This window comes from Pectobacterium aroidearum (assembly GCF_015689195.1).
In the GTDB taxonomy this organism is placed as follows: Bacteria; Pseudomonadota; Gammaproteobacteria; order Enterobacterales; family Enterobacteriaceae; genus Pectobacterium; species Pectobacterium aroidearum.
Genome location: NZ_CP065044.1, coordinates 878,275 through 901,999 on the forward strand (window position 1 = coordinate 878,275; position 23,725 = coordinate 901,999).

Sequence of the window (23,725 nt, forward strand, 5' to 3'; positions counted from 1 at the left end):
GTGGCGTGTAGCTTGTTGTTTTTTGTACGGTATTGGTCGGTTCAGGCTCCGGCCAATACATTTCCCAACTGGAAGATGGGCAAGTACATACCAACCACCAGTGCTCCGACCATCCCCCCGACGATCATCATCAGCAGCGGTTCCAGCGTTTGAGTCAGCATATCAGCCTGCTGTTGTACCCGTCCTTCATGCCATTCCGCCAGCTGTGTAAAGATCGCATCCAACGCCCCGGTTTCTTCTCCAACCCGAATCAACTGCGGGCAGGGGGCAGGGAACAGCATGTCATGATGCTGTGTGGCATGGTAGAGCGATGTGCCTTGATGTAGCTGTGCCTGTATCTGTTGAATCGCATCCTGATACAGCGGGTGGCGGATTGTCGCTGCGGCATCCAGCCCCTCAGGCAGCGTCAAACCGGCCTGTTGTGTCATAGACAGAATAGTGAATATCTGGTTCAGCGACTTACCGCGTAGCAGGCTGGATACGATGGGAAGCTTCAATAGCCATTCCTGTTCTATGGTTTTCCATAGGGGCTTTTTCTGCCTCAAACGGACGTATCCCACTATCAGACAACTAAGACACAGCAACCCAACGAAACCATCGTCAGCGATGACCTCTGCCAGAGAAATCAACTGCCGGGTAAACCACGGTAATGGTGTATCAAATGAGGAGTAGAGCGTCGCAAATTCGGGCAGAACCAGCGTCAACATCATCATGCTGACCAACACCGCGATTGCCAAAACAAAGCAAGGGTAACGTAGTGCTTTGATGACTTTTTGTTGCAGTTTGGACTGCTTTTCTTGCTGCTGGGCGAGCTGTAGGCAGCATGTATCCAGCCTCCCGGTTAACTCGCCAACGGCAATGAGGGAATGATACAGAACGGGAAAGATATGCGGATATTCCTGTAACGCCTCAGAGAGCGAATTTCCCTGAGCAACGCGGGTACGAACATCCCGTAATACGCAGCGCCAACCGGGGCGCTCATGCTGTTCCGACACCAGTTTTAATGCTTCCAGCAGTGGTAACCCAGCGTTTAACAGGGCTGCAAGCTGCTTGATTAACTCGCCTAGCTGTTCACGTTTCCAATAACGAAGTGGCAAGTAATCGCCTGCTTTTACGATGAGCGGCTGGTAGCCCTGAGCAATCAGGCTGGCATAGGCATGCTGGCGTTGTGTACTAATGAGTTCTCCGTCGGCAAATTCGCCCTCGGACGTAATAGCCTGCCAGTGGTACAGACGCGCTAGTCTCATTGCGCCTCCTGATTCATAGCGTGTTCATCGCCCACAACACGATAGACTTCAGCGAGGGAGGTCAGGCCGTCGTTGACCAACTCAAGACCCGCAGTCAGCAACGTTGGGAAACCGGAATGGCGAGACAATGCAGATAATTCCCCTGCGCTGGTATTGCCCGCTAGCGCTGCCTGAAAATCTGGCGTGATGGGAAGTAATTCATAGAGCGCGACTCGACCATAGTAGCCAGAAAAACAGTGGCTACAGCCGCGGGCTTGCCAATGGTGCAGTGGCCCTTGCCATATGTCGTTTGGCAGAGAAAGTAGTGGTTCTCCCGGTATTTTACAGTGTGGGCATAACCGACGTACAAGGCGTTGTGCGATGATGAGCTTTAGCGCCGCAGCTAACAGATAGCCGGGGATGCCCAGGTGACTGAGTCGGGTTAGCGTTTCTACGGCAGAGTTGGTATGCAACGTGGACATGACCAAATGACCGGTTTGTGCGGCTTTTACCGCAATTTCTGCGGTTTCGGCATCGCGGATTTCGCCGATCATAATCACGTCGGGATCCTGACGTAGCAGCGCACGTAACACTCGGCCAAATTCCAACTCGGCTTTAGGGTTGATTGCCGTTTGGTTGATACCCTGCAAGGGGATCTCGACGGGATCTTCTACGCTACAGATATTGCGGCTGCTATCGTTCAGCCAGCGTATCGCGCTGTAAAGCGTGACCGTTTTTCCACTGCCTGTCGGACCCGTCACTAACAGCATCCCCTGTGAGGCGCTCAGCACGTGAATCACCTGCTGTAATGCTTTTGCGGTAAGCCCAAGTTTATCTAGCGCCAGCTCCTGCTGGTGCGTTTGCAAAATACGCAACACCACTTTTTCTCCCTGCTGTACAGGGAGCGTAGCGATACGTAACGAATAGGTTTGTTGATCCAGCATCAGGCTGAACTGGCCGTCTTGCGGCAATCGCCGTTCGGCGATGTTCAACTTACCCATGACTTTCAGCCGCGCGGTAATACGGTTTGTCAGTTCGGGAGGCGGTGCGGATATTGCCTGTAACACGCCATCAATGCGTAGCCGTACGCGATAGTTGTCCAGTAACGGCTCAAAGTGAATATCCGAGGCGCGTCGCTGAACCGCGAGACGCAACGTTTGATGGATAAATTGTGCAACGGGGGAGTCGTCGTCATGATCTTGTTGCCCGGTGCCGTTGTTATAAATGCTGGTATGGTAAGTCTCTGTGGGCTCGGCAACGGCATTCACGGGGTTAAGCTGCTGTTCCATTCTGGCCTGCGGCCATTGCTCCACCATAATGCGGCGATTGCTGGCAAAACGCAGCGCGGCAATCATCTCCGCCGAAGGGGAGGTCGTGACTGCAACCGACAGTGTTTGTTCATCGAGGTTAAGCAGTAATGCCTGATAACGCCGGCACAGCGTCTGTAGCTCGCTGAGCGAATGCTCGGAGGAGAAGGACGAGTCTGTCATGATTAACCTGCCGTGTTATCGAAACGGAAAACGTCCTGACAGGCGGCTTGCAGGCTTTCTGCGCCATTATCCGTGGCACAGTTTTTCGTCCAGCGTGAGGCGCCGGTTTCGCTATCCCATGTTGGCGTCAGAATAACGCGTAGCCCTTGCAGAGTGGATTGTCCGGTCAGCGTAATTACCCCTTGGGTGACGCTAACGGCGCTGACATAGCGTGAAGATTTGCTGCCAGGAATCCCCTGATTACCTGCGCTACAGGCGGTAAACGCGGCATTTTCCAGTCCGCAGAGATCGACGGGTGTTTTATAAGACACCATGGTTTGCAGCATGTCCGTCAGTGCCGCTTTTTGCAGATAGCCCTGATAGGCGGGAACGCCAATGGCGCTGAGGATGGCGACGATCGCAATGACGATCATCAGTTCGATCAGTGTGAATCCTTGTTGTGTGGTCATGTTGATTTCCCTGTTGTGGCGCATAAATATGGTGGCGCATAAATACATACGGACGGCTGGCAGAATAGAAAAGGGAATGAAAGCTGGCGAGCGGGGAAAATGAAAATAGGAAAGCGCTACGATATGTTTTTAGTCATTTGCAGAGGCGTGAAAAATTTTTGCGGACAGGTACGCATTATTCACATTATCAGGACAGAAAGTCCGGGCAGAGTAGGAAGGGCGTATTGGTACGGTGTGAGGGGAAGATGAGATAAATAAGCGAGAACGAGGTGCGAAAGGGCACCCCGTCGGAAGAAAAAGAGAACGCTTAAATAAAGCGCATGGATAAATCCAGCGCCTGTACGTGCTTGGTTAACGCCCCCACCGAGATATAGTCCACGCCGGTTTCTGCATAGCCACGCAGCGTGTCGAGGGTGACATTACCGGATATCTCCAGCAGTGCACGGCCTTGTGTGGTGTTAACGGCTTCCCGAATGTTATCCAGACTGAAATTATCCAGCATGATGATATCGGCACCTGCGTCCAGCGCCTGCTGTAATTCATCCAGCGATTCTACTTCAACTTCTACCGGAACATCATTGCGCAGAGACTGTGCTTTTTCGACCGCATTTTTGATTGAGCCAGCGGCAATGATATGGTTTTCCTTGATCAGGAAAGCATCGGATAGGCCGAGCCGATGGTTATCTCCACCGCCGCATGATACGGCGTATTTCAGTGCGGTTCGCAGTCCTGGCAGCGTTTTACGTGTATCCAGCAGCCGAGTGCGCGTTCCCTGCAATACCGCGACATAACGGCTGACTTCCGTTGCGACGCCAGACAGCGTTTGCAGGAAATTTAGCGCCGTGCGTTCGCCAGTCAGAAGTTGTTTGGCTGGCCCCGTAATCTCACATAGCGTTTGGTTGGGGGTGATGGCATCGCCATCGGCGACGTGCCAGGCGATCGTTGTTGTGTTGCCCAATTGAGAAAAGACTTCTTCAAGCCAACGCGCACCGCAGAAGATACCCGCTTCACGCGTGATAATGCGTGCGCTGACGGTCTCGTTGTCGGTTAACAGAAGCGCGGTAATGTCTTGATTGGCATCGACGATGCCACCTAAGTCTTCACGCAAGGCCAGTTGCACGCTGGCGGGGATATCTTGTGCAATACGAGCGAGCAAGGTTTTTTGACGTTGTTCCTGACTGTAGCGACGCGTTGACATGACAAACTCCGAAAGGGGGATTCGGAGGTCTATGCTACCTTGTTTATATCAGGACATCCATAATGAATAATTATTAAAATTCAATATGTTACTTTCATTACCCTTTCCGGCGAACATCCGTGGTCACTGGAAAGGGTATACGGTTTTAGAAGTTGTAACCGACGACCAGGTAGTATCCCCAGCCGGTAGATTTCACTTCAAACGGACCTTTGCCGAAATTGAGTTCTGCGCCATCAGCCCATTGGCCGCCGTTGTGGAAATAACGTGCGACGAAAGAGTAGTGCCAGTGGTCGTAGCCCAGCGCCAGAATATGGCTGGAGGCAATAGAGTTGTTGGTACGGCTTGCATTTGATTTATCACGCAGCTCTGAACCAAAATCGAAATTGGTGAAGCTGATATACGAGACGTTTCCGCCCAGCAGAGAGCCCAGTGGGTAAGAGTATTTCACTTTTACACGGTAGCCGTCCCACTCGTTTTCGTTAGCGGCGCCGTAGTTTTGCCATTGGTATTTGGCATAGCCGTTCACTGACAGAGACAGGTCGGTGCCAGTATCAATATCGGTGCCTAACCCCATGTACCAGGTGCTCTGGCGTGAACCGCTGTTACGACCCTGATCGTAAATAACGTTATTGGCGATGTACCACTCTTTAAACGGACCAAAGCTGAGGTCAGTTCCCGTCAGTTTATCAATGGAGAAGCGTGGTTCGATCTCGACAAACAGAGGAGAGCCTTTGTCCCAAATACCGCGGCTAGCGGGATCGCCACCAAAAAACTTCGGCGCATCGGCGTAACCGTAGAAATCGAACCAGTCTTTACGTGCAAACGCTTCGTATTCCAGATAGGTCGTGCTGTTCAGTTGCGGTCCAAAACGCGTGTGGGCGCTGCCGACGACGTTAATACTCTGGTGCCACCAGTCGGAGAGGTATTCGGCTTTATTGCTGTCGGCAAGGGCAGGCATTGAGCATGACAGTGCGAGCAAGGCGCCTGCGGCGAAAGTTTTTTTCATCTTAAGTACCATAGTGTTAGAGATGTCATTGACGTCGTGCGTAAGAGCGCGGAATAAGTTTTGGCAATATCTAAAAAAATCAGAAGATAATTTTGGTATGCATTTTAAGTAAAAATAGACGCAATGCACGAAAACGATTGCCTTTTGTTGCTCTATTACATTTCTAATGTGATTTTTGTCACATAATGAGGTTAGGGACTTCACATGACTAAAAAAGCGGCGGAGAGTGATTACGGATAGGAAAGCGACGAGAACATCACAAAATGAACGGTAAAACCTATTGATATCCGGTTGGATAGATAGGATGGCGCGAAACATGGTATCTTGGATACAAGGACCTTCTGGTTACCCTTGTTTTTACACCTGACATTGTTTTTACTCCTGAAGGTGTTTTTACGCCTGATTCAGCCGGCAAACGACACGATGCGAGGTTATCGCCGATGCTTTTGGAAAATGGCTGGTTATCCGACATTACACACACGCCTTCACCGCATTATGATGGTCGCCCGAATAACGAGGTGCCTTCCTTATTGGTGATCCACAATATCAGTTTGCCGCCCGGTGAGTTTGGTGGACCCTATATTGATCAACTGTTTACAGCGACGCTGGATCCCACTGCGCATCCCTATTTTGCCGATATTTCCCATTTACGCGTTGCGGCACACTGCCTGATTCGCCGTGACGGGCAAATCACACAGTATGTGTCGTTCGATCAGCGTGCCTGGCATGCTGGTGTTTCGATGTTTGAAGGCCGCGAGCGCTGTAATGATTTCTCTATTGGGATTGAGCTGGAAGGGACGGATACGCTGCCTTTTACCATGGAGCAGTATCATTCGCTGGTGGCGATTACACGCCTATTAATGCAGGCTTACCCCATCACTTTATCGCGAATTACCGGGCACAGTGACATCGCACCGGGCCGTAAAACCGATCCCGGCCCGGCATTTGACTGGGATGGCTATCATCGTCAGCTACAAGAAAATCGGACAGAGAACAAAGGGAGCCTAGATTAATGACGCTGTTTACACTGTTGTTTACGCTGGCCTGGGAGCGCTTGTTCAAACAGGGGGAGCACTGGCAGATCGATCATCGACTTGAGGTGGTGTTCCGGCACGTTCCATCTCCGTCTTTATTTCAAACGTTGTTCCTGACGCTATGCAGCATGGGCATCGTGGCTGGCCTGCTGTGGCTCACAAGCGGCATTCTGTTCGGTCTGATTTCTCTTCTGCTATGGATTGTTATCAGCCTGATGTGCATCGGCGCGGGTGAAATTCGTCAGCACTATCGGCGCTATTTGCAGGCGGCGCAACGCGGCGAGGCAGATGCCCGCCGGGAAATGGCGACGGAGCTGGCGTTGATTCACGGGCTGCCCGTCGGCACGGGCGAAAGCGAGCAGTTGAAAGAACTGCAAAACGCGTTGCTGTGGATAAATTTCCGGTTTTATTTAGCGCCGCTGTTCTGGTTCATCGCAGCCGGGCCATATGGGCCGATTGCGCTGATGGGATACGCATTTCTACGTGCCAGACAGACCTGGCTGGCGCGGCACAACACGCCGCTGGAACGTGCGCAGTCCGGCGTTGATAGCTTGCTGCATTGGCTTGACTGGATTCCCGCGCGTTTGGCCGGTGCGGCTTACGCACTATTGGGTCATGGTGAAAAAGCGTTGCCAGCCTGGTTCGCGTCGCTAGGGGATTTCCGCAGTTCGCAATATTGGGTGTTAACGCAGTTGGCTCAATTTTCTCTGGCGCGTGAACCCCACATTGAGCCGGTAGAGACGCCCAAAGCTGCTGTGACGTTAGCGAAAAAGGTGACATTGGTGCTGGTAGTGGTGGTCGCACTTCTGACGATATACGGCGCGTTGGTCTGATGTTTGTTGTGGGTTGGTAGGAAAAATAATGGCCGACAGCGTCGGCCATGGAAAAGGATACGGTGAAGGTGGGAACGGCTTAGTTCACCTGGTTTTTCTTTTTGATGAAGTAGCCTACACCCAGAATAATCAGCCAGACCGGAATCAGCATGACGGAAATCTGAATGCCCGGTGTCAGGAACATGATGACCAGTATACCGGCCAGGAACAGCAGGCAGAGGTAGTTACCCAACGGGTAAAACAGCGCCTTAAACTTGGTCACGGTGCCTTCTTTGTCCTTTTGCGTGCGGAACTTCAGGTGCGCCAGACTGATCATCGCCCAGTTAATCACAAGCGCGGACACGACCAGCGCCATCAGCAGCTCGAAGGCTTTACCAGGAATGAGGTAGTTGATCAGTACGCACAGCGCTGTCGCCAGTGCGGAGATACCGATAGCGACAACCGGCACGCCACGGCGATCGACGGTTTGCAGTACTTTTGGTCCATTACCCTGTTTCGCCAGACCGAACAGCATGCGACTGTTACAGTACACACAGCTGTTGTAAACGGACAGCGCGGCGGTCAGTACCACGATGTTCAGCACCGTTGCTACGACGTTACTGTTCAGTTCATGGAAAATCATGACGAACGGGCTACCGCCTTCTACAACCTTGCCCCATGGGTAAAGTGACAGCAGGATAGCGAGTGAACCGATGTAGAAAATCAGGATGCGGTAGATAACCTGATTGGTCGCGCGTGGAATGCTTTTCTCTGGGTCATCCGCTTCTGCTGCGGTAATCCCCACCAGTTCCAGCCCGCCAAATGAGAACATGATAACGGCCATTGCCATCACCAGGCCGAGCACGCCGTTCGGGAAGAACCCGCCCTGGGCCCACAGGTTGGTCACGGTGGCTTCCGGCCCGCCCGTACCGCTGAGCAACAACCAGCCGCCGAAGACGATCATGCCAATAATCGCGGCGACTTTGATGATGGCAAACCAGAACTCCATCTCACCGTAGACTTTGACGTTTGCCAGATTGATGGCGTTAATCAACAGGAAGAACACGGCAGCGGAGACCCACGTTGGGATGTCTGGCCACCAGTACTGGACGTAAATCCCCACGGCGCTGAGCTCGGCCATGGCGACAAGAACATACAGTACCCAGTAGTTCCATCCCGATGCAAAGCCCGCGAAATCGCCCCAGTATTTATAAGCAAAGTGGCTGAACGATCCGGCTACCGGTTCTTCAACCACCATTTCGCCTAACTGGCGCATAATGAGAAATGCGATCAGGCCGCCAATCGCATAGCCTAGCAGGACCGATGGTCCGGCCATTTTGATCGTTTGCGCAATACCAAGAAAGAGGCCAGTACCTACCGCGCCACCCAAGGCAATCAACTGAATATGACGGTTTTTCAAACCACGCTTTAGCGTGCCGTCCGTTTGTTGATTATCCATCCAATTTAACCCTCTGCCAGTGCAAGTAAAAAACACGGTGTGAACGAACACGCGTATTAGTGACTGTACGTTTGTGTAATTTTATTTTTACGGAGTGGTATTTCTTAAAATAAGAAAACGGCTACCGTTTGCCAGAGAATAGTGGTAAGTGCACAAGATTGCACTGATTTCTTATAGCCTGATAATTAAAAACTATCGCTACATCAAAATTCTTACCTTTTATTGATTAAGCCCCTGAGTAGGAGAAGCTGAAGGTGATTTAGGGAGGGAGTACCTCTTTGGGTTTACTCCCTTTTATTATCTCGTTATCCCCGCTGTAAAAATGGTGCTAACCACGATGAGGAGTGTCGAGGTATCTCCTTTTTCTTATAAGAATAAAAATTCTTATATTTTGAATTAAAATTCACTATTTGCGCATTTAAACGGTTCAGCAATGCCTGCTTTACGTTTCAAAAAAGTTAAAATATAGACAGGGGGGATTAATGGTCATACCACAGGCGGGCTATCACTTTGCCGCATGTTTCTCGTGCATTTGTTAAAATCTGGTGGGATTGGTGATTTAGCTCAAGGTCCTTATGGACAGAAGGTGAATACTTTGTTACTTTAGCGTCACGTTTTTTAAATTGGTATTACCAATTGACTCCGCGCCATTCGCAGAGAAGAATTCACTATGGCATACAGCAAGATCCGTCAGCCCAAACTGTCAGATGTGATTGAGCAGCAGTTGGAGTTTCTGATACTTGAGGGAACCTTGCGCCCCGGCGAGAAGCTCCCACCGGAGCGCGAACTGGCAAAACAGTTCGATGTTTCCCGCCCTTCTCTGAGAGAAGCCATTCAACGCCTGGAAGCCAAAGGTCTCCTTTTGCGCCGTCAGGGTGGTGGTACCTTCGTTCAAGCCAATCTATGGCAAAGCGTCAGCGATCCGCTGGCAGAATTACTGAGCACTCATCCCGAATCACAGTTCGATCTTCTGGAAACGCGTCATGCGCTGGAAGGCATTGCTGCCTACTACGCTGCACTGCGTGGCACAGAGTCGGATCTGCAGCGTATCCGGGATTGCCATGCCGTGATTGAGAAGGCGAGGGAAGCGGGCGATCTGAACGCCGAGTCAGAAGCCGTTATGCAGTATCAGGTTGCTGTAACAGAAGCCACGCATAATGTGGTTTTGCTGCATTTGGTACGCTGTATGGGGCCGATGCTCGAACAGAACGTGAGGCAGAATTTTGAATTGCTTTATTTGAGCCGCGAAGTGTTGGCTCAGGTGAGCATTCATCGCGCCAGCATTTTTGAGGCGATTGTTGCCCGTGAGCCAGAGAAGGCGCGCGAAGCATCACACCGTCATCTGGCGTTTATTGAGGAAGTATTGCTGGATCTTAACCGGGAACATAGTCGGCGCGAGAGATCGCTGCGTCGGCTCCAGCAACGCAAGGACTGAGCACCTATATTTTGGTGCTCCGAATGCGGTAATCACGACGATGAGCCTGTCTTCATGCGTTTTGCTTATGGCCAAATCTAAGCCAGAATGCAGGAAGACAGGCTCCAACAAACCAACTTATTAGAGAAGATAAGGAATAACCATGTCAGATCGTTTAAATAATGACGTGGATCCGATCGAAACCCGCGACTGGCTGCAGGCGATCGAATCGGTCATCCGTGAAGAGGGTGTTGAACGCGCCCAGTTCCTGATTGATCAGGTTCTGAGTGAAGCACGTAAAGGCGGTGTCAGCGTTGCTGCTGGTACGGCTGCACGTCAATACATCAACACCATCGCAGTGGAAGACGAGCCGGAGTACCCTGGTAATCTGGATCTGGAACGTCGTATTCGCTCAGCAATCCGCTGGAACGCGATCATGACGGTACTGCGTGCTTCGAAAAAAGATCTGGATCTGGGTGGCCACATGGCTTCTTTCCAGTCTTCCGCCACTTTCTATGAAGTGTGCTTTAACCACTTCTTCCGTGCTCGCACTGCGCAGGACGGCGGCGACCTGGTCTACTTCCAGGGCCACATTTCTCCGGGCGTTTACGCTCGTGCCTTCCTTGAAGGCCGTCTGACCGAAGACCAGATGAATAACTTCCGTCAGGAAGTTCACGGTAACGGTCTGTCTTCTTATCCGCACCCTAAACTGATGCCAGACTTCTGGCAGTTCCCGACCGTATCTATGGGTCTGGGCCCGATTGGTGCTATCTACCAGGCTAAATTCCTGAAGTATCTGGAAAACCGTGGCCTGAAAGATACCTCTAAGCAAACCGTTTATGCCTTCCTGGGCGACGGTGAAATGGACGAACCAGAATCCAAAGGTGCGATCACCATCGCGACCCGTGAAAAACTGGATAACCTGGTATTCGTTATCAACTGTAACTTGCAGCGCTTGGATGGTCCGGTTACTGGTAACGGTAAGATCATCAACGAACTGGAAGGCATCTTCAGCGGCGCTGGCTGGGATGTGATTAAAGTGATGTGGGGCGACCGTTGGGATGAACTGCTGCGTAAAGACACCAGCGGTAAACTGATCCAACTGATGGAAGAAACCGTTGACGGTGACTACCAGACCTTCAAATCCAAAAACGGTGCCTATGTGCGTGAGCACTTCTTCGGTAAATACCCGGAGACGGCTGAACTGGTTAAAGACTGGACCGACGATCAGATTTGGTCACTGAACCGTGGTGGTCACGATCCGAAGAAAGTCTACGCTGCACTGAAAAAAGCACAGGATACCAAAGGCAAACCAACCGTTATTCTGGCGCATACCATTAAAGGTTATGGTATGGGCGACGCGGCTGAAGGTAAGAACATCGCTCACCAGGTTAAGAAAGTTAACATGGATGGCGTGCGTTACTTCCGTGACCGCTTCAACGTGCCAGTATCTGATGCCGACATCGAAAGCCTGCCGTACATCACTTTCGATAAAGATTCTGCAGAGTACAAATACCTGCACGAACGTCGTCAGGCGCTGGGTGGCTACCTGCCGTCTCGTCAGCCGAACTTTGATGAGAAGCTGGAACTGCCAACGCTGGAAGATTTCAGTACTCTTCTGGAAGAGCAGAACAAAGAAATCTCTACCACTATCGCGTTTGTTCGTGCCCTGAACGTGATGCTGAAGAACCAATCTATCAAAGATCGTCTGGTTCCAATCATCGCTGACGAAGCGCGTACCTTCGGTATGGAAGGTCTGTTCCGCCAGATCGGTATTTATAGCCCGAAAGGCCAACAGTACACTCCGCAGGACCGTGAGCAGGTTGCTTACTACAAAGAAGACCAGAAAGGTCAGATTCTGCAGGAAGGTATCAACGAACTGGGCGCAGGTTCATCCTGGCTGGCGGCGGCAACGTCTTACAGCACCAACAACCTGCCTATGATCCCGTTCTACATCTACTACTCCATGTTCGGTTTCCAACGTATCGGCGATCTGTGCTGGGCAGCGGGTGACCAACAGGCGCGTGGCTTCCTGATCGGTGGTACTTCAGGCCGTACGACGCTGAACGGTGAAGGTCTGCAGCACGAAGATGGTCACAGCCACATTCAGTCGCTGACCATCCCGAACTGTATCTCCTACGATCCAGCATTCGCCTATGAAGTTGCGGTCATCATGCATGACGGCCTGCACCGCATGTACGGTGAAGCGCAGGAAAACATTTACTACTACATCACCACGCTGAACGAAAACTACCACATGCCTGCGATGCCGCAGGGTGCGGAAGAAGGTATCCGTAAGGGTATCTACAAGCTGGAAACGGTTGAAGGTAGCAAAGGTAAAGTGCAGCTGCTGGGCTCAGGTTCTATCCTGCGTCACGTACGCGAAGCCGCTCAGATTCTGGCGAAAGACTACGGCATCGGTTCTGACGTATTCAGCGTAACCTCCTTCACTGAACTGGCTCGCGAAGGCCAGGATTGTGAGCGTTGGAACATGCTGCATCCGACCGAAACGCCGCGCGTACCTTACGTGGCTCAGGTACTGAGCGATGCGCCAGCGGTTGCATCTACTGACTATATGAAGCTGTTTGCTGAGCAAATCCGTAACTTCATCCCAGCGAGCGATTACCGCGTACTGGGTACTGACGGTTTCGGTCGTTCTGACAGCCGTGAGAACCTGCGTCACCACTTCGAAGTGGACGCGTCTTACGTTGTTGTTGCGGCTCTGGGTGAACTGGCTAAACGCGGTGAAATCGATAAGAAAGTGGTTGCTGATGCCATCACTAAATTCAACATCGATGCAGATAAAGTTAACCCGCGTCTGGCATAAGAGGTAAAGATTACATGGCTATCGAAATCAACGTACCGGACATCGGTGCAGATGAAGTTGAAGTCACCGAAGTGCTGGTGAAGGTTGGCGACAAAGTTGAAGCTGAACAGTCGCTGATCACGGTGGAAGGTGATAAGGCTTCTATGGAAGTCCCTTCTCCGCAGGCTGGTGTCATTAAAGAGATTAAAGTCTCTGTGGGTGACAAAGTTGAAACTGGCAAACTGATCATGATTTTCGATTCCGCCGACGGTGCAGCTGACGCTGCGCCTGCCAAGGCAGAAGAGAAGAAAGAAGCGGCGCCGGCTGCAGCACCTGCTGCAGCGGCAGCGAAAGACGTCAACGTACCGGATATCGGCGGCGACGAAGTCGAAGTGACAGAAGTGCTGGTTAAAGTGGGCGACACCGTTGCTGCTGAACAGTCTCTGATCACCGTAGAAGGCGACAAAGCCTCTATGGAAGTTCCGGCACCTTTCGCAGGTACGGTTAAAGAGATCAAAATCAGCACCGGCGATAAAGTCTCTACCGGTTCTCTGATCATGGTATTCGAAGTGGCGGGTGCTGCACCTGCTGCCGCTCCGGCACAAGCCGCTGCTCCAGCAGCAGCTGCGCCAGCGGCCTCTGCCGCTAAAGAAGTGAACGTACCGGATATCGGCGGTGACGAAGTCGAAGTGACTGAAGTGATGGTTAAAGTTGGCGATAAAATCGCGGCTGAGCAATCACTGATCACCGTAGAAGGCGACAAGGCTTCGATGGAAGTGCCTGCGCCATTCGCGGGTACGGTTAAAGAAATCAAAATCAGCACCGGCGATAAAGTGAAAACCGGCTCACTGATCATGGTCTTCGAAGTAGAAGGCGCTGCGCCTGCTGCGGCCCCGGCTGCCAAGCAAGAAGCGGCGGCTGCACCGGCTCCGGCGGCAAAATCTGCTGCGCCAGCACCGGCTGCAAAAGCGGAAGGCAAGAGCGAATTCGCAGAGAACGACGCTTACGTTCACGCGACGCCGGTTATCCGTCGTCTGGCACGTGAATTCGGCGTGAATCTGGCGAAAGTGAAAGGTTCTGGTCGTAAAGGCCGTATCCTGCGCGAAGACGTTCAGGCTTACGTGAAAGATGCCGTGAAACGCGCTGAGTCTGCACCAGCAGCTGCCGCTGGCGGCGGTCTGCCGGGCATGCTGCCATGGCCGAAAGTCGATTTCAGCAAGTTTGGTGAAGTGGAAGAAGTGGAACTGGGCCGCATCCAGAAAATCTCTGGTGCTAACCTGAGCCGTAACTGGGTGATGATCCCGCACGTTACGCACTTCGATAAAACTGACATCACCGATCTGGAAGCGTTCCGCAAACAGCAGAACGCCGAAGCTGAGAAGCGCAAACTGGATGTGAAATTCACCCCAGTTGTCTTCATCATGAAAGCTGTTGCCGCTGCGCTTGAGCAGATGCCACGCTTCAACAGTTCCCTGTCTGAAGATGCGCAACGTCTGACGCTGAAGAAATACATCAACATCGGTGTTGCGGTTGATACCCCGAACGGTCTGGTGGTTCCGGTCTTTAAAGACGTGAACAAGAAGAGCATCACTGAGCTGTCTCGCGAACTGATGGCGATCTCCAAGAAAGCCCGTGATGGTAAGCTGACTGCTGGCGAAATGCAGGGCGGATGCTTCACGATCTCCAGCCTGGGTGGCATCGGAACTACGCACTTTGCGCCGATCGTCAACGCGCCTGAAGTGGCTATTTTGGGTGTGTCTAAGTCCGCGATGGAACCGGTCTGGAATGGTAAAGAGTTCACGCCGCGTCTGATGATGCCGATGTCTCTGTCCTTCGACCACCGTGTCATTGACGGTGCTGATGGTGCACGCTTCATTACCATCATTAACAACACGTTGTCTGACATCCGCCGTCTGGTGATGTAATCGAAAAGCCGGCCTGACGGCCGGCTTTTTTCTGATAAGCTGTTATTTGTTACAGCAATCAGTGATTAAGGACAAATCGTTAGTCGCTTGTTGTTTCAAAATTGTTAACGATTTTGTAAACTACTGCGGCAAAGACACGTCCCGGTGGAAGAGGGCGTTATTAAAAATACACCCTCAATCAGAATGATGACGGGTGTGACGTCACAGACCCGCCGGAAATCAATTAAGAGGTCATGATGAGTACTGAAATTAAAGCTCAGGTAGTGGTACTTGGTGCCGGCCCCGCGGGTTACTCTGCTGCATTCCGCGCGGCGGATTTGGGTCTGGAAACCGTACTGGTAGAGCGCTACTCCACGCTGGGTGGGGTGTGTCTGAATGTTGGCTGTATTCCTTCCAAAGCCCTGCTGCACGTTGCTAAAGTCATTGAAGAAGCTAAAGCGCTGGCGGAACACGGTATCGTGTTCGGTGAACCTAAAACCGACATTGATAAAATCCGTCTGTGGAAAGAAAAAGTCATCACCCAACTGACCGGTGGTCTGGCTGGTATGGCGAAAGGCCGTAAAGTTAAAGTCGTTAACGGTCTGGGCAAATTTACCGGTGCTAACACGCTGGAAGTCGACGGTGAAAACGGCAAAACGACGATCAACTTCGATAACGCCATTATCGCTGCGGGTTCACGTCCGATCCAACTGCCTTTCATTCCTCATGATGACCCACGCGTATGGGATTCTACCGATGCGCTGGAGCTGAAAAGCGTCCCAGGACGTCTGTTGGTCATGGGCGGCGGTATCATCGGTCTGGAAATGGGTACCGTTTACCACGCTCTGGGTTCACAGATCGACGTTGTTGAAATGTTCGATCAGGTGATCCCGGCAGCTGACAAAGACATCATCAAAGTCTTCACCAAGCGTATCAGCAAGCAGTTTAATCTGATGCTGGAAACCAAAGTGACGGCGGTAGAAGCCAAAGAAGACGGCATCTATGTGACGATGGAAGGTAAAAAAGCGCCAGCCGAACCACAGCGTTACGACGCGGTTCTGGTCGCTATCGGCCGTGTGCCGAACGGCAAAAACCTGGATGCTGGCAAAGCGGGCGTGGAAGTTGACGATCGCGGCTTCATCCATGTTGATAAGCAAATGCGCACCAACGTGCCACACATCTATGCTATCGGCGACATCGTCGGTCAGCCGATGCTGGCGCACAAAGGCGTGCATGAAGGCCACGTTGCTGCTGAAGTCATCTCTGGTAAGAAACACTACTTCGATCCGAAAGTGATTCCTTCTATTGCCTATACCGAACCGGAAGTGGCATGGGTGGGTCTGACTGAGAAAGAAGCGAAAGAGAAAGGCATCAGCTACGAAACCGCGACCTTCCCATGGGCGGCGTCTGGCCGTGCGATCGCGTCTGACTGCGCTGACGGTATGACCAAACTGATTTTCGACAAAGAAACTCACCGTGTTATCGGTGGTGCGATTGTCGGTACTAACGGTGGTGAACTGTTAGGTGAAATCGGTCTGGCGATCGAAATGGGCTGTGATGCGGAAGATATCGCGTTGACCATCCATGCGCACCCAACGCTGCATGAGTCTGTTGGTCTGGCTGCTGAAATCTTTGAAGGTAGCATCACCGACCTGCCGAACCCGAAAGCGAAGAAGAAGTAAGTTCTCTCAGGTTCGCATAGCGTGAATTCAATCCGGCACCTATACAGGTGCCGGATTTTTTTTATGTATCAGAAGCGGGAAATACTCGCGCGCAGAGGAAATCTACGAATGCCCGTACTTTTGGTGATGGGTGCTTGCTGGCTGGCCATAGCACATGGAAGACGCCGCTGCGTTCCACGTAGTCGGTCAGGATCGGCTGTAGTTGCCCTCCTGCCAACTGCTCACGGATAGAGAAATCCGGCAGGTAAGCGATTCCCAGCCCTTGTAGTGCAAAACAAACGCGCGTTTCGATATTGTTGCAGATCATCGAGGTGGGCAATGGTAACTCTGGTTCGCCGGGGAGAAGCCGCAGCGCCCACGGCTCCAGTTTGCCGCTGTTGGGAAAGCGATAGTGCAGACAGGCATGCTGCATCAGGTCGACAGGTGTCTGGGGGCAACCGTAACGGGTAAGGTAGTCTGGCGCTGCCACCACCAGAAAACGGAAAGTGCCCAGCCTGCGCGCGGTGAGGCGTGAATCCACGGGGTCACCTGTCCGTACGACGGCATCGAAACCTTCCTCAATCACATCCACCATGCGGTCAGTAAAGTCCAGATCCAGTTCGATTTCGGGGTATTCACGCATGAATTCGCCGAGTACGGGTAGCACCAGTGAACTGACCAGCGGCAGGCTTACCCGCAGGCGTCCGCGCGGTACGGCTTTGGTCTGTGACAGTTCCAGTTCTGCGGCTTCGATTTCGGCCAGAATACGTCGGCTACGCGCCAGAAACAGTGAGCCTTCGGCGGTCAATGTGATGCTGCGCGTACTGCGGTGAAACAGTCTCACACCCAGTTTTTCTTCGAGCCGTGCGACGCTTTTGCCTACTGCCGACGCTGATACGCCCAGTAATCGACCCGCCGCAACGAAACTGCGCGTTTCTGCCACTTGCACAAACACCATGAAGCCATTCAGGCTATCCATACTCTCTCTCTATTGCGGACGATTTGTTCCGTATATCGAGGAACTGTAGCCCACTTTTTCTTTAATTGCTGATTTTTTATCGTAACGGGAACGCTCATTGATGAAAGGAACATGTCGTGATAACTCCCGTATTCCCTCTGGGTACCGATGCGCCATCAACGCATTTCTCCGCCCGAATTCAGTCTACCGTCCAGCAGGCATTGGACGATCGGCGTTTGGTTGGCGCCGTTGTGTTGGTCGCGCGTAACGGCGAATTGATTCATCAGCAAGCAGCAGGGTGGGCTGACCGGGAGAATACCCGCCCGATGGCGCTGGACGCTATCTTCCGGTTTGCTTCTGTCAGCAAGCCCATCGTGTCTGTGGCGGCTATGGTGCTGGTGGCGCAAGGTCGGCTCGATCTGGATGAAGATATTACTCGCTGGATACCAACGTTCCAGACCCGACTGCTCGACGGCAGCCCAGCGAACATTACCGTGCGGCAGTTACTCAGCCACACTGCGGGTTTGGGCTACCGTTTTTTTGAAGCTCATGCGGACGGCCCCTATGCGCTGGCGGGGGTCTCAGACGGTATGGATGCTTCCGACATAAGTTTGAATGAGAACCTGAGTCGTATCGCCAGCGTCCCCCTGCAATACGTGCCGGGAACAGCCTGGGGTTATTCGCTGGCAACGGACGTATTGGGAGCTTTGATCGAACGCGTTCAGGGCTCGCCATTGGATGAGGCTGTGCGCCAACTGGTGACCGAGTCGCTGGGCATGCACGATACGGGCTTCACTGTGCGTGATCCATTGCGCCTGACGACGGCCTACGTGAACGACATTCCACAGCCACATCGCCTGACTGAAGGCGAAATGGTTTCTCCTTTCGAGGGGGCCATCGGCATCGCGTATAGCCCCGCTCGTATCTGTAATGCACAGGCCTTTCCATCCGGTGGAGCAGGCATGGCAGGGACGGCCTGGGATCTGCTGCGCCTGCTGGAAGCCCTGCGTAAAGGGGGAGGCGTGCTGCTGCCTGACGCGTTGATCGAGGAGATGGGGCGCGATCAAACACAAGGGCTGGAGCTGCCTAATGCACCGGGCTGCGGTTTTGGCCTCGGTTTCTCGGTCTTGCGCGATCCGCAGTTAGCCGAGTCGCCAGAATCGTCAGGCACCTGGCGCTGGGGGGGAGCTTACGGTCATTCATGGTTTGTCGACCGACAACAAGGTTTGAGCGTGGTGGCTTTCACCAACACGATGTACGAGGGAATGTCGGGGCGTTTTGTCACCGATCTGCGTGATGCCGTGTATAGCTCGTTGGAGGCAATACGATGACGGCCTCAATGACGGATACACATCATGGCAGACTGCCCCTTGCATCATTGCTGGCGTTAGCCACAGCAGCCTTCATCACTATCCTGACCGAAGCGCTGCCTGCGGGCCTGTTGCCGCAGATGGCGCAAGGGCTGGCGGTGTCTGAAGCCTGGGTCGGGCAGACGGTGACTATCTATGCCGTGGGGTCTTTAGTGGCCGCGATCCCGTTGACCGCGGCGACGCAAGGTGTGCGTCGCCGCCTGCTGCTGCTATCAGCCATCGCAGGCTTCGTCGTTGCCAATACGATTACCGCGTTTTCCGGCAGCTATGTATTGACGATGGCGGCGCGTTTTCTGGCGGGTGTTTCAGCCGGGTTGCTGTGGGCGCTACTGGCAGGCTACGCGGCGCGTATGGTGCCTGAACATCAGAAGGGGCGCGCTATTGCGATAGCGATGGTGGGCACTCCCTTGGCGCTGTCGCTCGGTGTGCCCGCTGGCACCTTTCTGGGTAACTTACTCGGCTGGCGCATGTGCTTCGGTATGATGAGTGGTTTGGCATTAATACTCATGCTGTGGGTTCGTATTCAGGTGCCGGATTTCGCTGGGCAATCGGCAGATAAGAGGCTGTCGCTGGGGCAGGTGTTCACGGTGGCAGGCGTGCGATCCGTATTATGCGTCGTGTTGGCCTTTGTGCTGGCGCATAACATCCTCTACACCTATATTGCGTCGTTTCTCGCGGCGGTGGGTATGGTCGCACAGACCGGTCTGGTGCTGCTGGTATTCGGTGTTGCATCGTTACTGGGTATCTGGATGATTGGCGTGCTGATTGACCGCTATTTACGAGCCCTGACGCTTGCCTGTTCGGCATTGTTCTGCGTATCTGTGCTGGCACTTGGCGTGGCGGGTGAGATACATGCAGTGGTCTATGCGGCCGTTTGCGTCTGGGGGCTTGCTTTCGGCGGCGCGGCGACATTGTTCCAAACGGCAATCGTCAGAACCGCTGGGGAAGGAGCCGATGTGGCGCAGTCCATGTTGGTCACTGTCTGGAATATGGCTATCGCAGGAGGCGGTATCATCGGCGGTGTGCTGCTGGAGCATTTCGGTGTCGTCGCATTCTCTCCGGTGCTGCTGGTGCTGTTATTGATTGCGCTCGTTGTGGTGTGGTCTGCCAGACAACATGGTTTCCCCGTGGCGCGACGGTAAAGTACTTGGGTGCGATTTTTTGCCGGACGCTTCGCAGAATGCGCGTTCCGTCCGTTTATTTTTAGCTGCGTCAATTACAATCAAACCTCAAAAAAGAAACGTTGTTTTATTTTTGAGGTTATGATGAATCTTAATACCTTACGCTCCTCTGTCTGGCTATTGGCGGCGTTGCTGGCCAGCCCTTCACTGATGGCGAACGATATGAACCCTACGATTCAACCCGCGACGAATCAGGCGGTCACGGATGAAGGGCTGCCTTCGTTTTATCCGCAGCTTAAACAGCAGATGACCTACTCGGATTCCTGGCTATCCGGAAATTTTTCGGATTTTAGCCAGTGGCAATCCCAGTCGCGAAAAACACTGCGTTCGCTGCTCCTGACGCCGGATTCCACCAAAGACTTTGCGCCGCAGGCGATTGAAAAACAGGATCGCGGTAGCTACACGGCGGAGAAAGTCGCGTTCAATCTGACGGATGAAAGTCGCGTAGATGCGTTGCTCCTGACGCCAAAAAGTGCGGGGCCGCATCCTGCGGTCATCCTGCTGCACGATCACGGCGCGAAGTTTGATATCGGCAAGGAGAAGATGATCAAGCCGTGGGGCAATGACGAACAGCTCGTTTCTGCACAGGCTTGGGCGGATAAGTTTTTCACTGGTCGTTTTGTCGGGGATGAACTGGCGAAGCGGGGCTATGTGGTGCTGGCGGTTGATGCGCTAGGTTGGGGATCGCGCGGGCCGATCAAATATGAGCAGCAGCAGGCGCTGGCAAGTAACTTCTTTAATCTGGGGCGTTCGCTCGCGGGTCTGATGGCCTATGAAGACATGCGGGCAACGGACTTTCTGGCATCGCTTGAGCAGGTGGATAAGCAACGTATTGGCGTCGTAGGGTTCTCAATGGGGGCCTATCGTGCCTGGCAGCTTGCCGCACTATCGGACAAGGTGGCAGCAACGGCGGCAGTCTCCTGGATTGGTACATACGAAGGGCTGATGACGCCGGGCAATAATGTGCTGAGAGGCCAGTCGGCATTCTATATGCTGCATCCGGGGCAACCGACACGCTTTGACTTCCCGGATGTGGCGAGCGTTGCTGCACCAAAACCGATGCTGTTATTTAACGGCGGCCAAGACAAGCTGTTCCCGACGAAATCGGTTGAGGATGCTTACGCCAAAATGCATGAGGTATGGCAATCCCAACGGGCGGGTAGCAAACTGCAAACCAAAATATGGCCTGAGCTAGGGCACGTGTTCTATCAGGAACAGCAGGAAGAGGTGTTTCGCTTTCTGGACCAATGGCTAAAACCCTAGTCGGTAGTGCCTGAATTGTAATAAATTTTTTGATAACATCAGCTTACTGATGCATTGCTAGCCTCTGCGTGCCGCGGCATTCAGAGGCTTTTTTACGTTAACAAGGATGGATGAAATGAAGAAATACCTCGGTGTTGTCATCATGGCGCTATGGCTGTCTGGCTGTAATGGCGAAGAAAAATTTTATCGAATTGATGACATTAATCTCAAATTTGATAATAGCAAGGAGACGATGAGTCAAAAGGAGCTGTCTGTCATTCAGGAAGGCATTACTAAAAAAGCCGTCGACAGTAAGGGGGATATTTATTTTAGTTTCACCCCTGAACAGGGAGCTTATTATCTTCAGGGTGAAAAGCATGATGCGAACCTGAAAGGCGGGCGGATGCAGCTTAATGACATTATGTTGACGGTTAAATCTGATGGAAAGGATACGATCCAACTGATATCAGACAAAGAGACCAATTGTGATTTTTTTGACTGTGAGATCACGATGACATTGAAGAGAGTTGAGGAAAAATCGCCTGACTTCGTAAAAATTAAACAAATTCTTGATAAGCAGAAAAAAAGTGAGTAGGCCAGTCTATTCAGAACAGAGATGTGTTAACAGCATAATCAATTTTATTAAAGTTGATGTGTTATTAGCCTCTGTATTTCCTATATTCAGAGGTTTTTAATTTTACAGGGATGAAGTGATGAAGAAATATCTGGGTATTATCATGATGGCGTTATGGTTGTCGGGCTGTAACGCAGAAGAAAAGCTGAACGAGGGGAAATACCTGGTTGAGGATATCAGCGTGGTGTTTGATAACAGTAAAAATCCTGAAGCCAATAAAAACAGAGATAACCTTCAGGAACATATCACGCAAAACCTCAAAGGCATTAAAAACGATATCTATTTCAATCTGACGCCGACGCAGGTGAGTTACTATAACGTCGATGGCGAATATACCGAGGAGATGAAAGACAACCGTATACAGGTCAACGGTATGTGGCACACGCTAAAAATCACCGGGAAAAACACGGTTACGTTCGTATCGGATAAAAGCGCTGCCTGTGCGTTTTATTATTGTGAAATCACTATGGTCTTGAAAAAGACGGAAGAACAGTCACCCGCTTTACTCAAGCTCAAGCAACGTTTTGACGATCGCAAAAAAGCCTATCAGGCGCGGCTTCTTGAAAAGAAAGAAACATTTAACCGCGCGCCGATGGATGATTTCCCCGGTATCCCTTTTTATCCTGAAGACGACTTTACGATTAAGCTGCCTTTTGCCATGTTCGACAAGCTGAGTTTGTGGGAACACGGGACTTATGTGCGCAGAATGGGGCGTCTGCTTATCGATCGGGAAAATAAAGACACGCAGATCTACACCTATCGGGATAAGCAGAATAACACCGATTTTGACCTGTTTACCGTTAGCGCGGCAAAAGAGGATTTTAATCTGGCATCGTGGCTGGAGGGGCAAAAGGGCGTGTTGTTCCAGTCTGAAAACGGCGCGGCATATGCTAATCAACAGGGAAAATTGGAAGCCGTCTATTTTCAATATGATGAGGCTAAGCAACGCTACTTTATCGGGTTAGCGAATGCTGAAGACACCGTCGCATTAGCCAACGCGTTTGCTGTACTGCGTACCATGGATGAACGTTACCGTGGCGAGCAGGCGTTGTCGATGTACGATTTGGCATTATCTCAGCAGGAACTGGAAGCGAAGTATGGAGTAAAGATCGCTGATGTATTTAATATTTCAGAAATGCATCAGGCTATCTGGAAAACGCTCGAACAGCGCATGGAAAAGCCTGAACGCTTTATTAAACGGAGCATGTCAAAAACGCGCATTGAAATACGGTTCCCGTCGGAAGTGTTTAAGTACGATATTTATTTTACGATCGCTCCCCAATCGATTCCTGAACTCATGGCTGAAACCAAAGAGATCGTCCCCGAAGGTAAAGAAGTTGATAACATTTTTATTTATGGCGACAGCGCGTTTGTCGGCTATGAATACAATGTGAATGTGGGAAGTGGACTCACATTACAATTTTTAGTCCCGAAAGATGCAGGAACGCCGCTGGAGCGCCTGATGTTCCTGCATGTATTACGTCAGCTTGATGTGACGCGTTTCCCTGCTATTGCTGCACAAGAGAAAAAGCACCTGTTTACGTATGGCGAAGCGACGTCTTTTAAAAACAACCTTGATAATCGCTACTTCAAAATAGAAGAAGGCCTCATCGACAGCATAGGCAAGCTGATCGTCAAGAACCCTGATGATGGCTACTTTGAGTTTAAGTATCTCCCTCCCCATATACTGGCGACCCACTATAAATCAGAAGGGGAAGGGAATTACTCCAGAGTGCCGGGCGTGACGGTATTTGATGAAAAAGGGAAATGGCTTTCCCATCAGGCAGACTAATTCGATCTGACGGCGTGGTGGTTGTCGGCAAGGGTATTGGCGTTCATGGTATTGCCAGTAATAGTATTGTCGGTAATAGAGCTGTCGAT

At 51.9% G+C, this 23,725-nt stretch carries 18 protein-coding genes; 11 read left to right on the forward strand and 7 right to left on the reverse strand.

Annotated elements, in window-relative coordinates; translation table 11 throughout:
- Nucleotides 1-41: 41 nt before the first annotated feature.
- The 5 genes from hofC to I2D83_RS03945 form a co-directional block, all read right to left on the reverse strand.
- Nucleotides 42-1,247, reverse strand: coding sequence for a protein transport protein HofC (gene hofC / locus I2D83_RS03925; RefSeq protein WP_205947573.1), 1,206 nt, complete (start codon nt 1,245-1,247; stop codon nt 42-44).
- Complete coding sequence (gspE, locus tag I2D83_RS03930; protein ID WP_205947574.1) at nt 1,244-2,716, reverse strand: type II secretion system protein GspE; 1,473 nt, start codon at nt 2,714-2,716, stop codon at nt 1,244-1,246. The genes hofC and gspE overlap by 4 nt, the downstream gene beginning before the upstream one ends.
- 2 nt (nt 2,717-2,718) lie before the next feature.
- Nucleotides 2,719-3,165: a prepilin peptidase-dependent pilin gene (gene ppdD / locus I2D83_RS03935; protein WP_205947575.1), complete on the reverse strand. Its 447-nt coding sequence runs from the start codon at nt 3,163-3,165 to the stop codon at nt 2,719-2,721.
- A 307-nt stretch (nt 3,166-3,472) separates the two neighbouring features.
- The gene (gene nadC, locus I2D83_RS03940; protein WP_181847190.1) at nt 3,473-4,363 is read right to left on the reverse strand and encodes a carboxylating nicotinate-nucleotide diphosphorylase; all 891 of its coding nucleotides are present in this window, start codon (nt 4,361-4,363) and stop codon (nt 3,473-3,475) included.
- A gap of 145 nt (nt 4,364-4,508) precedes the next feature.
- Complete coding sequence (locus I2D83_RS03945) at nt 4,509-5,369, reverse strand: nucleoside-specific channel-forming protein Tsx (RefSeq protein ID WP_181829318.1); 861 nt, start codon at nt 5,367-5,369, stop codon at nt 4,509-4,511.
- 440 nt (nt 5,370-5,809) lie between these two features.
- Here I2D83_RS03945 and ampD point away from each other — a divergent pair, with 440 nt between their 5' ends.
- Both ampD and ampE read left to right on the forward strand, forming a co-directional pair.
- On the forward strand, nt 5,810-6,382 hold the full coding sequence (gene ampD, locus I2D83_RS03950) for a 1,6-anhydro-N-acetylmuramyl-L-alanine amidase AmpD (protein WP_015841707.1): 573 nt from the start codon (nt 5,810-5,812) through the stop codon (nt 6,380-6,382).
- Entirely contained in the window at nt 6,382-7,236 is an 855-nt protein-coding gene (gene ampE, locus I2D83_RS03955) for a beta-lactamase regulator AmpE (RefSeq protein ID WP_015841706.1), read from the forward strand. Before ampD ends, ampE begins: the two co-directional genes overlap by 1 nt.
- A 79-nt stretch (nt 7,237-7,315) precedes the next feature.
- Here ampE and I2D83_RS03960 read toward each other — a convergent pair whose 3' ends face one another.
- Nucleotides 7,316-8,674 carry an amino acid permease gene (locus I2D83_RS03960; protein ID WP_205947576.1) on the reverse strand — a complete coding sequence of 453 codons (1,359 nt, stop codon included), beginning with the start codon at nt 8,672-8,674 and terminating at the stop codon, nt 7,316-7,318.
- A 670-nt stretch (nt 8,675-9,344) separates the two neighbouring features.
- Between I2D83_RS03960 and pdhR the strand changes: the two genes are divergently transcribed.
- From pdhR to lpdA, 4 genes are all read left to right on the forward strand, one after another.
- Nucleotides 9,345-10,109: a pyruvate dehydrogenase complex transcriptional repressor PdhR gene (gene pdhR / locus I2D83_RS03965; RefSeq protein WP_015841704.1), complete on the forward strand. Its 765-nt coding sequence runs from the start codon at nt 9,345-9,347 to the stop codon at nt 10,107-10,109.
- Nucleotides 10,110-10,251: 142 nt separating this feature from the next.
- On the forward strand, nt 10,252-12,915 hold the full coding sequence (gene aceE, locus I2D83_RS03970) for a pyruvate dehydrogenase (acetyl-transferring), homodimeric type (RefSeq protein WP_015841703.1): 2,664 nt from the start codon (nt 10,252-10,254) through the stop codon (nt 12,913-12,915).
- A gap of 14 nt (nt 12,916-12,929) precedes the next feature.
- Entirely contained in the window at nt 12,930-14,819 is a 1,890-nt protein-coding gene (gene aceF / locus I2D83_RS03975; RefSeq protein WP_205947577.1) for a pyruvate dehydrogenase complex dihydrolipoyllysine-residue acetyltransferase, read from the forward strand.
- Nucleotides 14,820-15,055: 236 nt separating this feature from the next.
- The gene (lpdA, locus tag I2D83_RS03980; RefSeq protein WP_039278363.1) at nt 15,056-16,480 is read left to right on the forward strand and encodes a dihydrolipoyl dehydrogenase; all 1,425 of its coding nucleotides are present in this window, start codon (nt 15,056-15,058) and stop codon (nt 16,478-16,480) included.
- A 61-nt stretch (nt 16,481-16,541) separates the two neighbouring features.
- On the opposite strand, the gene I2D83_RS03985 is transcribed toward lpdA, so the two are convergent.
- The gene (locus tag I2D83_RS03985) at nt 16,542-17,438 is read right to left on the reverse strand and encodes a LysR family transcriptional regulator (protein ID WP_205947578.1); all 897 of its coding nucleotides are present in this window, start codon (nt 17,436-17,438) and stop codon (nt 16,542-16,544) included.
- Nucleotides 17,439-17,554: 116 nt separating this feature from the next.
- On the opposite strand from I2D83_RS03985, the gene I2D83_RS03990 reads away from it, so the two are divergent.
- The 5 genes from I2D83_RS03990 (at nt 17,555) to I2D83_RS04010 (ending at nt 23,636) form a co-directional block, all read left to right on the forward strand.
- Nucleotides 17,555-18,748: a serine hydrolase domain-containing protein gene (locus I2D83_RS03990; protein WP_205947579.1), complete on the forward strand. Its 1,194-nt coding sequence runs from the start codon at nt 17,555-17,557 to the stop codon at nt 18,746-18,748.
- On the forward strand, nt 18,745-19,929 hold the full coding sequence (locus I2D83_RS03995; protein ID WP_205947580.1) for an MFS transporter: 1,185 nt from the start codon (nt 18,745-18,747) through the stop codon (nt 19,927-19,929). The genes I2D83_RS03990 and I2D83_RS03995 overlap by 4 nt, the downstream gene beginning before the upstream one ends.
- 123 nt (nt 19,930-20,052) lie before the next feature.
- Nucleotides 20,053-21,231 (forward strand): dienelactone hydrolase family protein, encoded by a 1,179-nt coding sequence (locus tag I2D83_RS04000; protein ID WP_205948138.1) that lies wholly within the window; start codon nt 20,053-20,055, stop codon nt 21,229-21,231.
- A 115-nt stretch (nt 21,232-21,346) separates the two neighbouring features.
- On the forward strand, nt 21,347-21,805 hold the full coding sequence (locus I2D83_RS04005) for a hypothetical protein (RefSeq protein ID WP_015841696.1): 459 nt from the start codon (nt 21,347-21,349) through the stop codon (nt 21,803-21,805).
- A gap of 118 nt (nt 21,806-21,923) precedes the next feature.
- Complete coding sequence (locus I2D83_RS04010) at nt 21,924-23,636, forward strand: putative periplasmic lipoprotein (protein WP_205947581.1); 1,713 nt, start codon at nt 21,924-21,926, stop codon at nt 23,634-23,636.
- Nucleotides 23,637-23,725: the final 89 nt, after the last annotated feature.

Bases quoted from the DNA above. Each gene is read 5' to 3' on its own strand.
- hofC (WP_205947573.1), bottom strand. From the start codon at position 1,247: ATGAGACTAGCGCGTCTGTACCACTGGCAGGCTATTACGTCCGAGGGC.
- gspE (WP_205947574.1), bottom strand. From the start codon at position 2,716: ATGACAGACTCGTCCTTCTCCTCCGAGCATTCGCTCAGCGAGCTACAG.
- ppdD (WP_205947575.1), bottom strand. From the start codon at position 3,165: ATGACCACACAACAAGGATTCACACTGATCGAACTGATGATCGTCATT.
- nadC (WP_181847190.1), bottom strand. From the start codon at position 4,363: ATGTCAACGCGTCGCTACAGTCAGGAACAACGTCAAAAAACCTTGCTC.
- I2D83_RS03945 (WP_181829318.1), bottom strand. From the start codon at position 5,369: ATGAAAAAAACTTTCGCCGCAGGCGCCTTGCTCGCACTGTCATGCTCA.
- ampD (WP_015841707.1), top strand. From the start codon at position 5,810: ATGCTTTTGGAAAATGGCTGGTTATCCGACATTACACACACGCCTTCA.
- ampE (WP_015841706.1), top strand. From the start codon at position 6,382: ATGACGCTGTTTACACTGTTGTTTACGCTGGCCTGGGAGCGCTTGTTC.
- I2D83_RS03960 (WP_205947576.1), bottom strand. From the start codon at position 8,674: ATGGATAATCAACAAACGGACGGCACGCTAAAGCGTGGTTTGAAAAAC.
- pdhR (WP_015841704.1), top strand. From the start codon at position 9,345: ATGGCATACAGCAAGATCCGTCAGCCCAAACTGTCAGATGTGATTGAG.
- aceE (WP_015841703.1), top strand. From the start codon at position 10,252: ATGTCAGATCGTTTAAATAATGACGTGGATCCGATCGAAACCCGCGAC.
- aceF (WP_205947577.1), top strand. From the start codon at position 12,930: ATGGCTATCGAAATCAACGTACCGGACATCGGTGCAGATGAAGTTGAA.
- lpdA (WP_039278363.1), top strand. From the start codon at position 15,056: ATGAGTACTGAAATTAAAGCTCAGGTAGTGGTACTTGGTGCCGGCCCC.
- I2D83_RS03985 (WP_205947578.1), bottom strand. From the start codon at position 17,438: ATGGATAGCCTGAATGGCTTCATGGTGTTTGTGCAAGTGGCAGAAACG.
- I2D83_RS03995 (WP_205947580.1), top strand. From the start codon at position 18,745: ATGACGGCCTCAATGACGGATACACATCATGGCAGACTGCCCCTTGCA.
- I2D83_RS04000 (WP_205948138.1), top strand. From the start codon at position 20,053: ATGAATCTTAATACCTTACGCTCCTCTGTCTGGCTATTGGCGGCGTTG.
- I2D83_RS04005 (WP_015841696.1), top strand. From the start codon at position 21,347: ATGAAGAAATACCTCGGTGTTGTCATCATGGCGCTATGGCTGTCTGGC.
- I2D83_RS04010 (WP_205947581.1), top strand. From the start codon at position 21,924: ATGAAGAAATATCTGGGTATTATCATGATGGCGTTATGGTTGTCGGGC.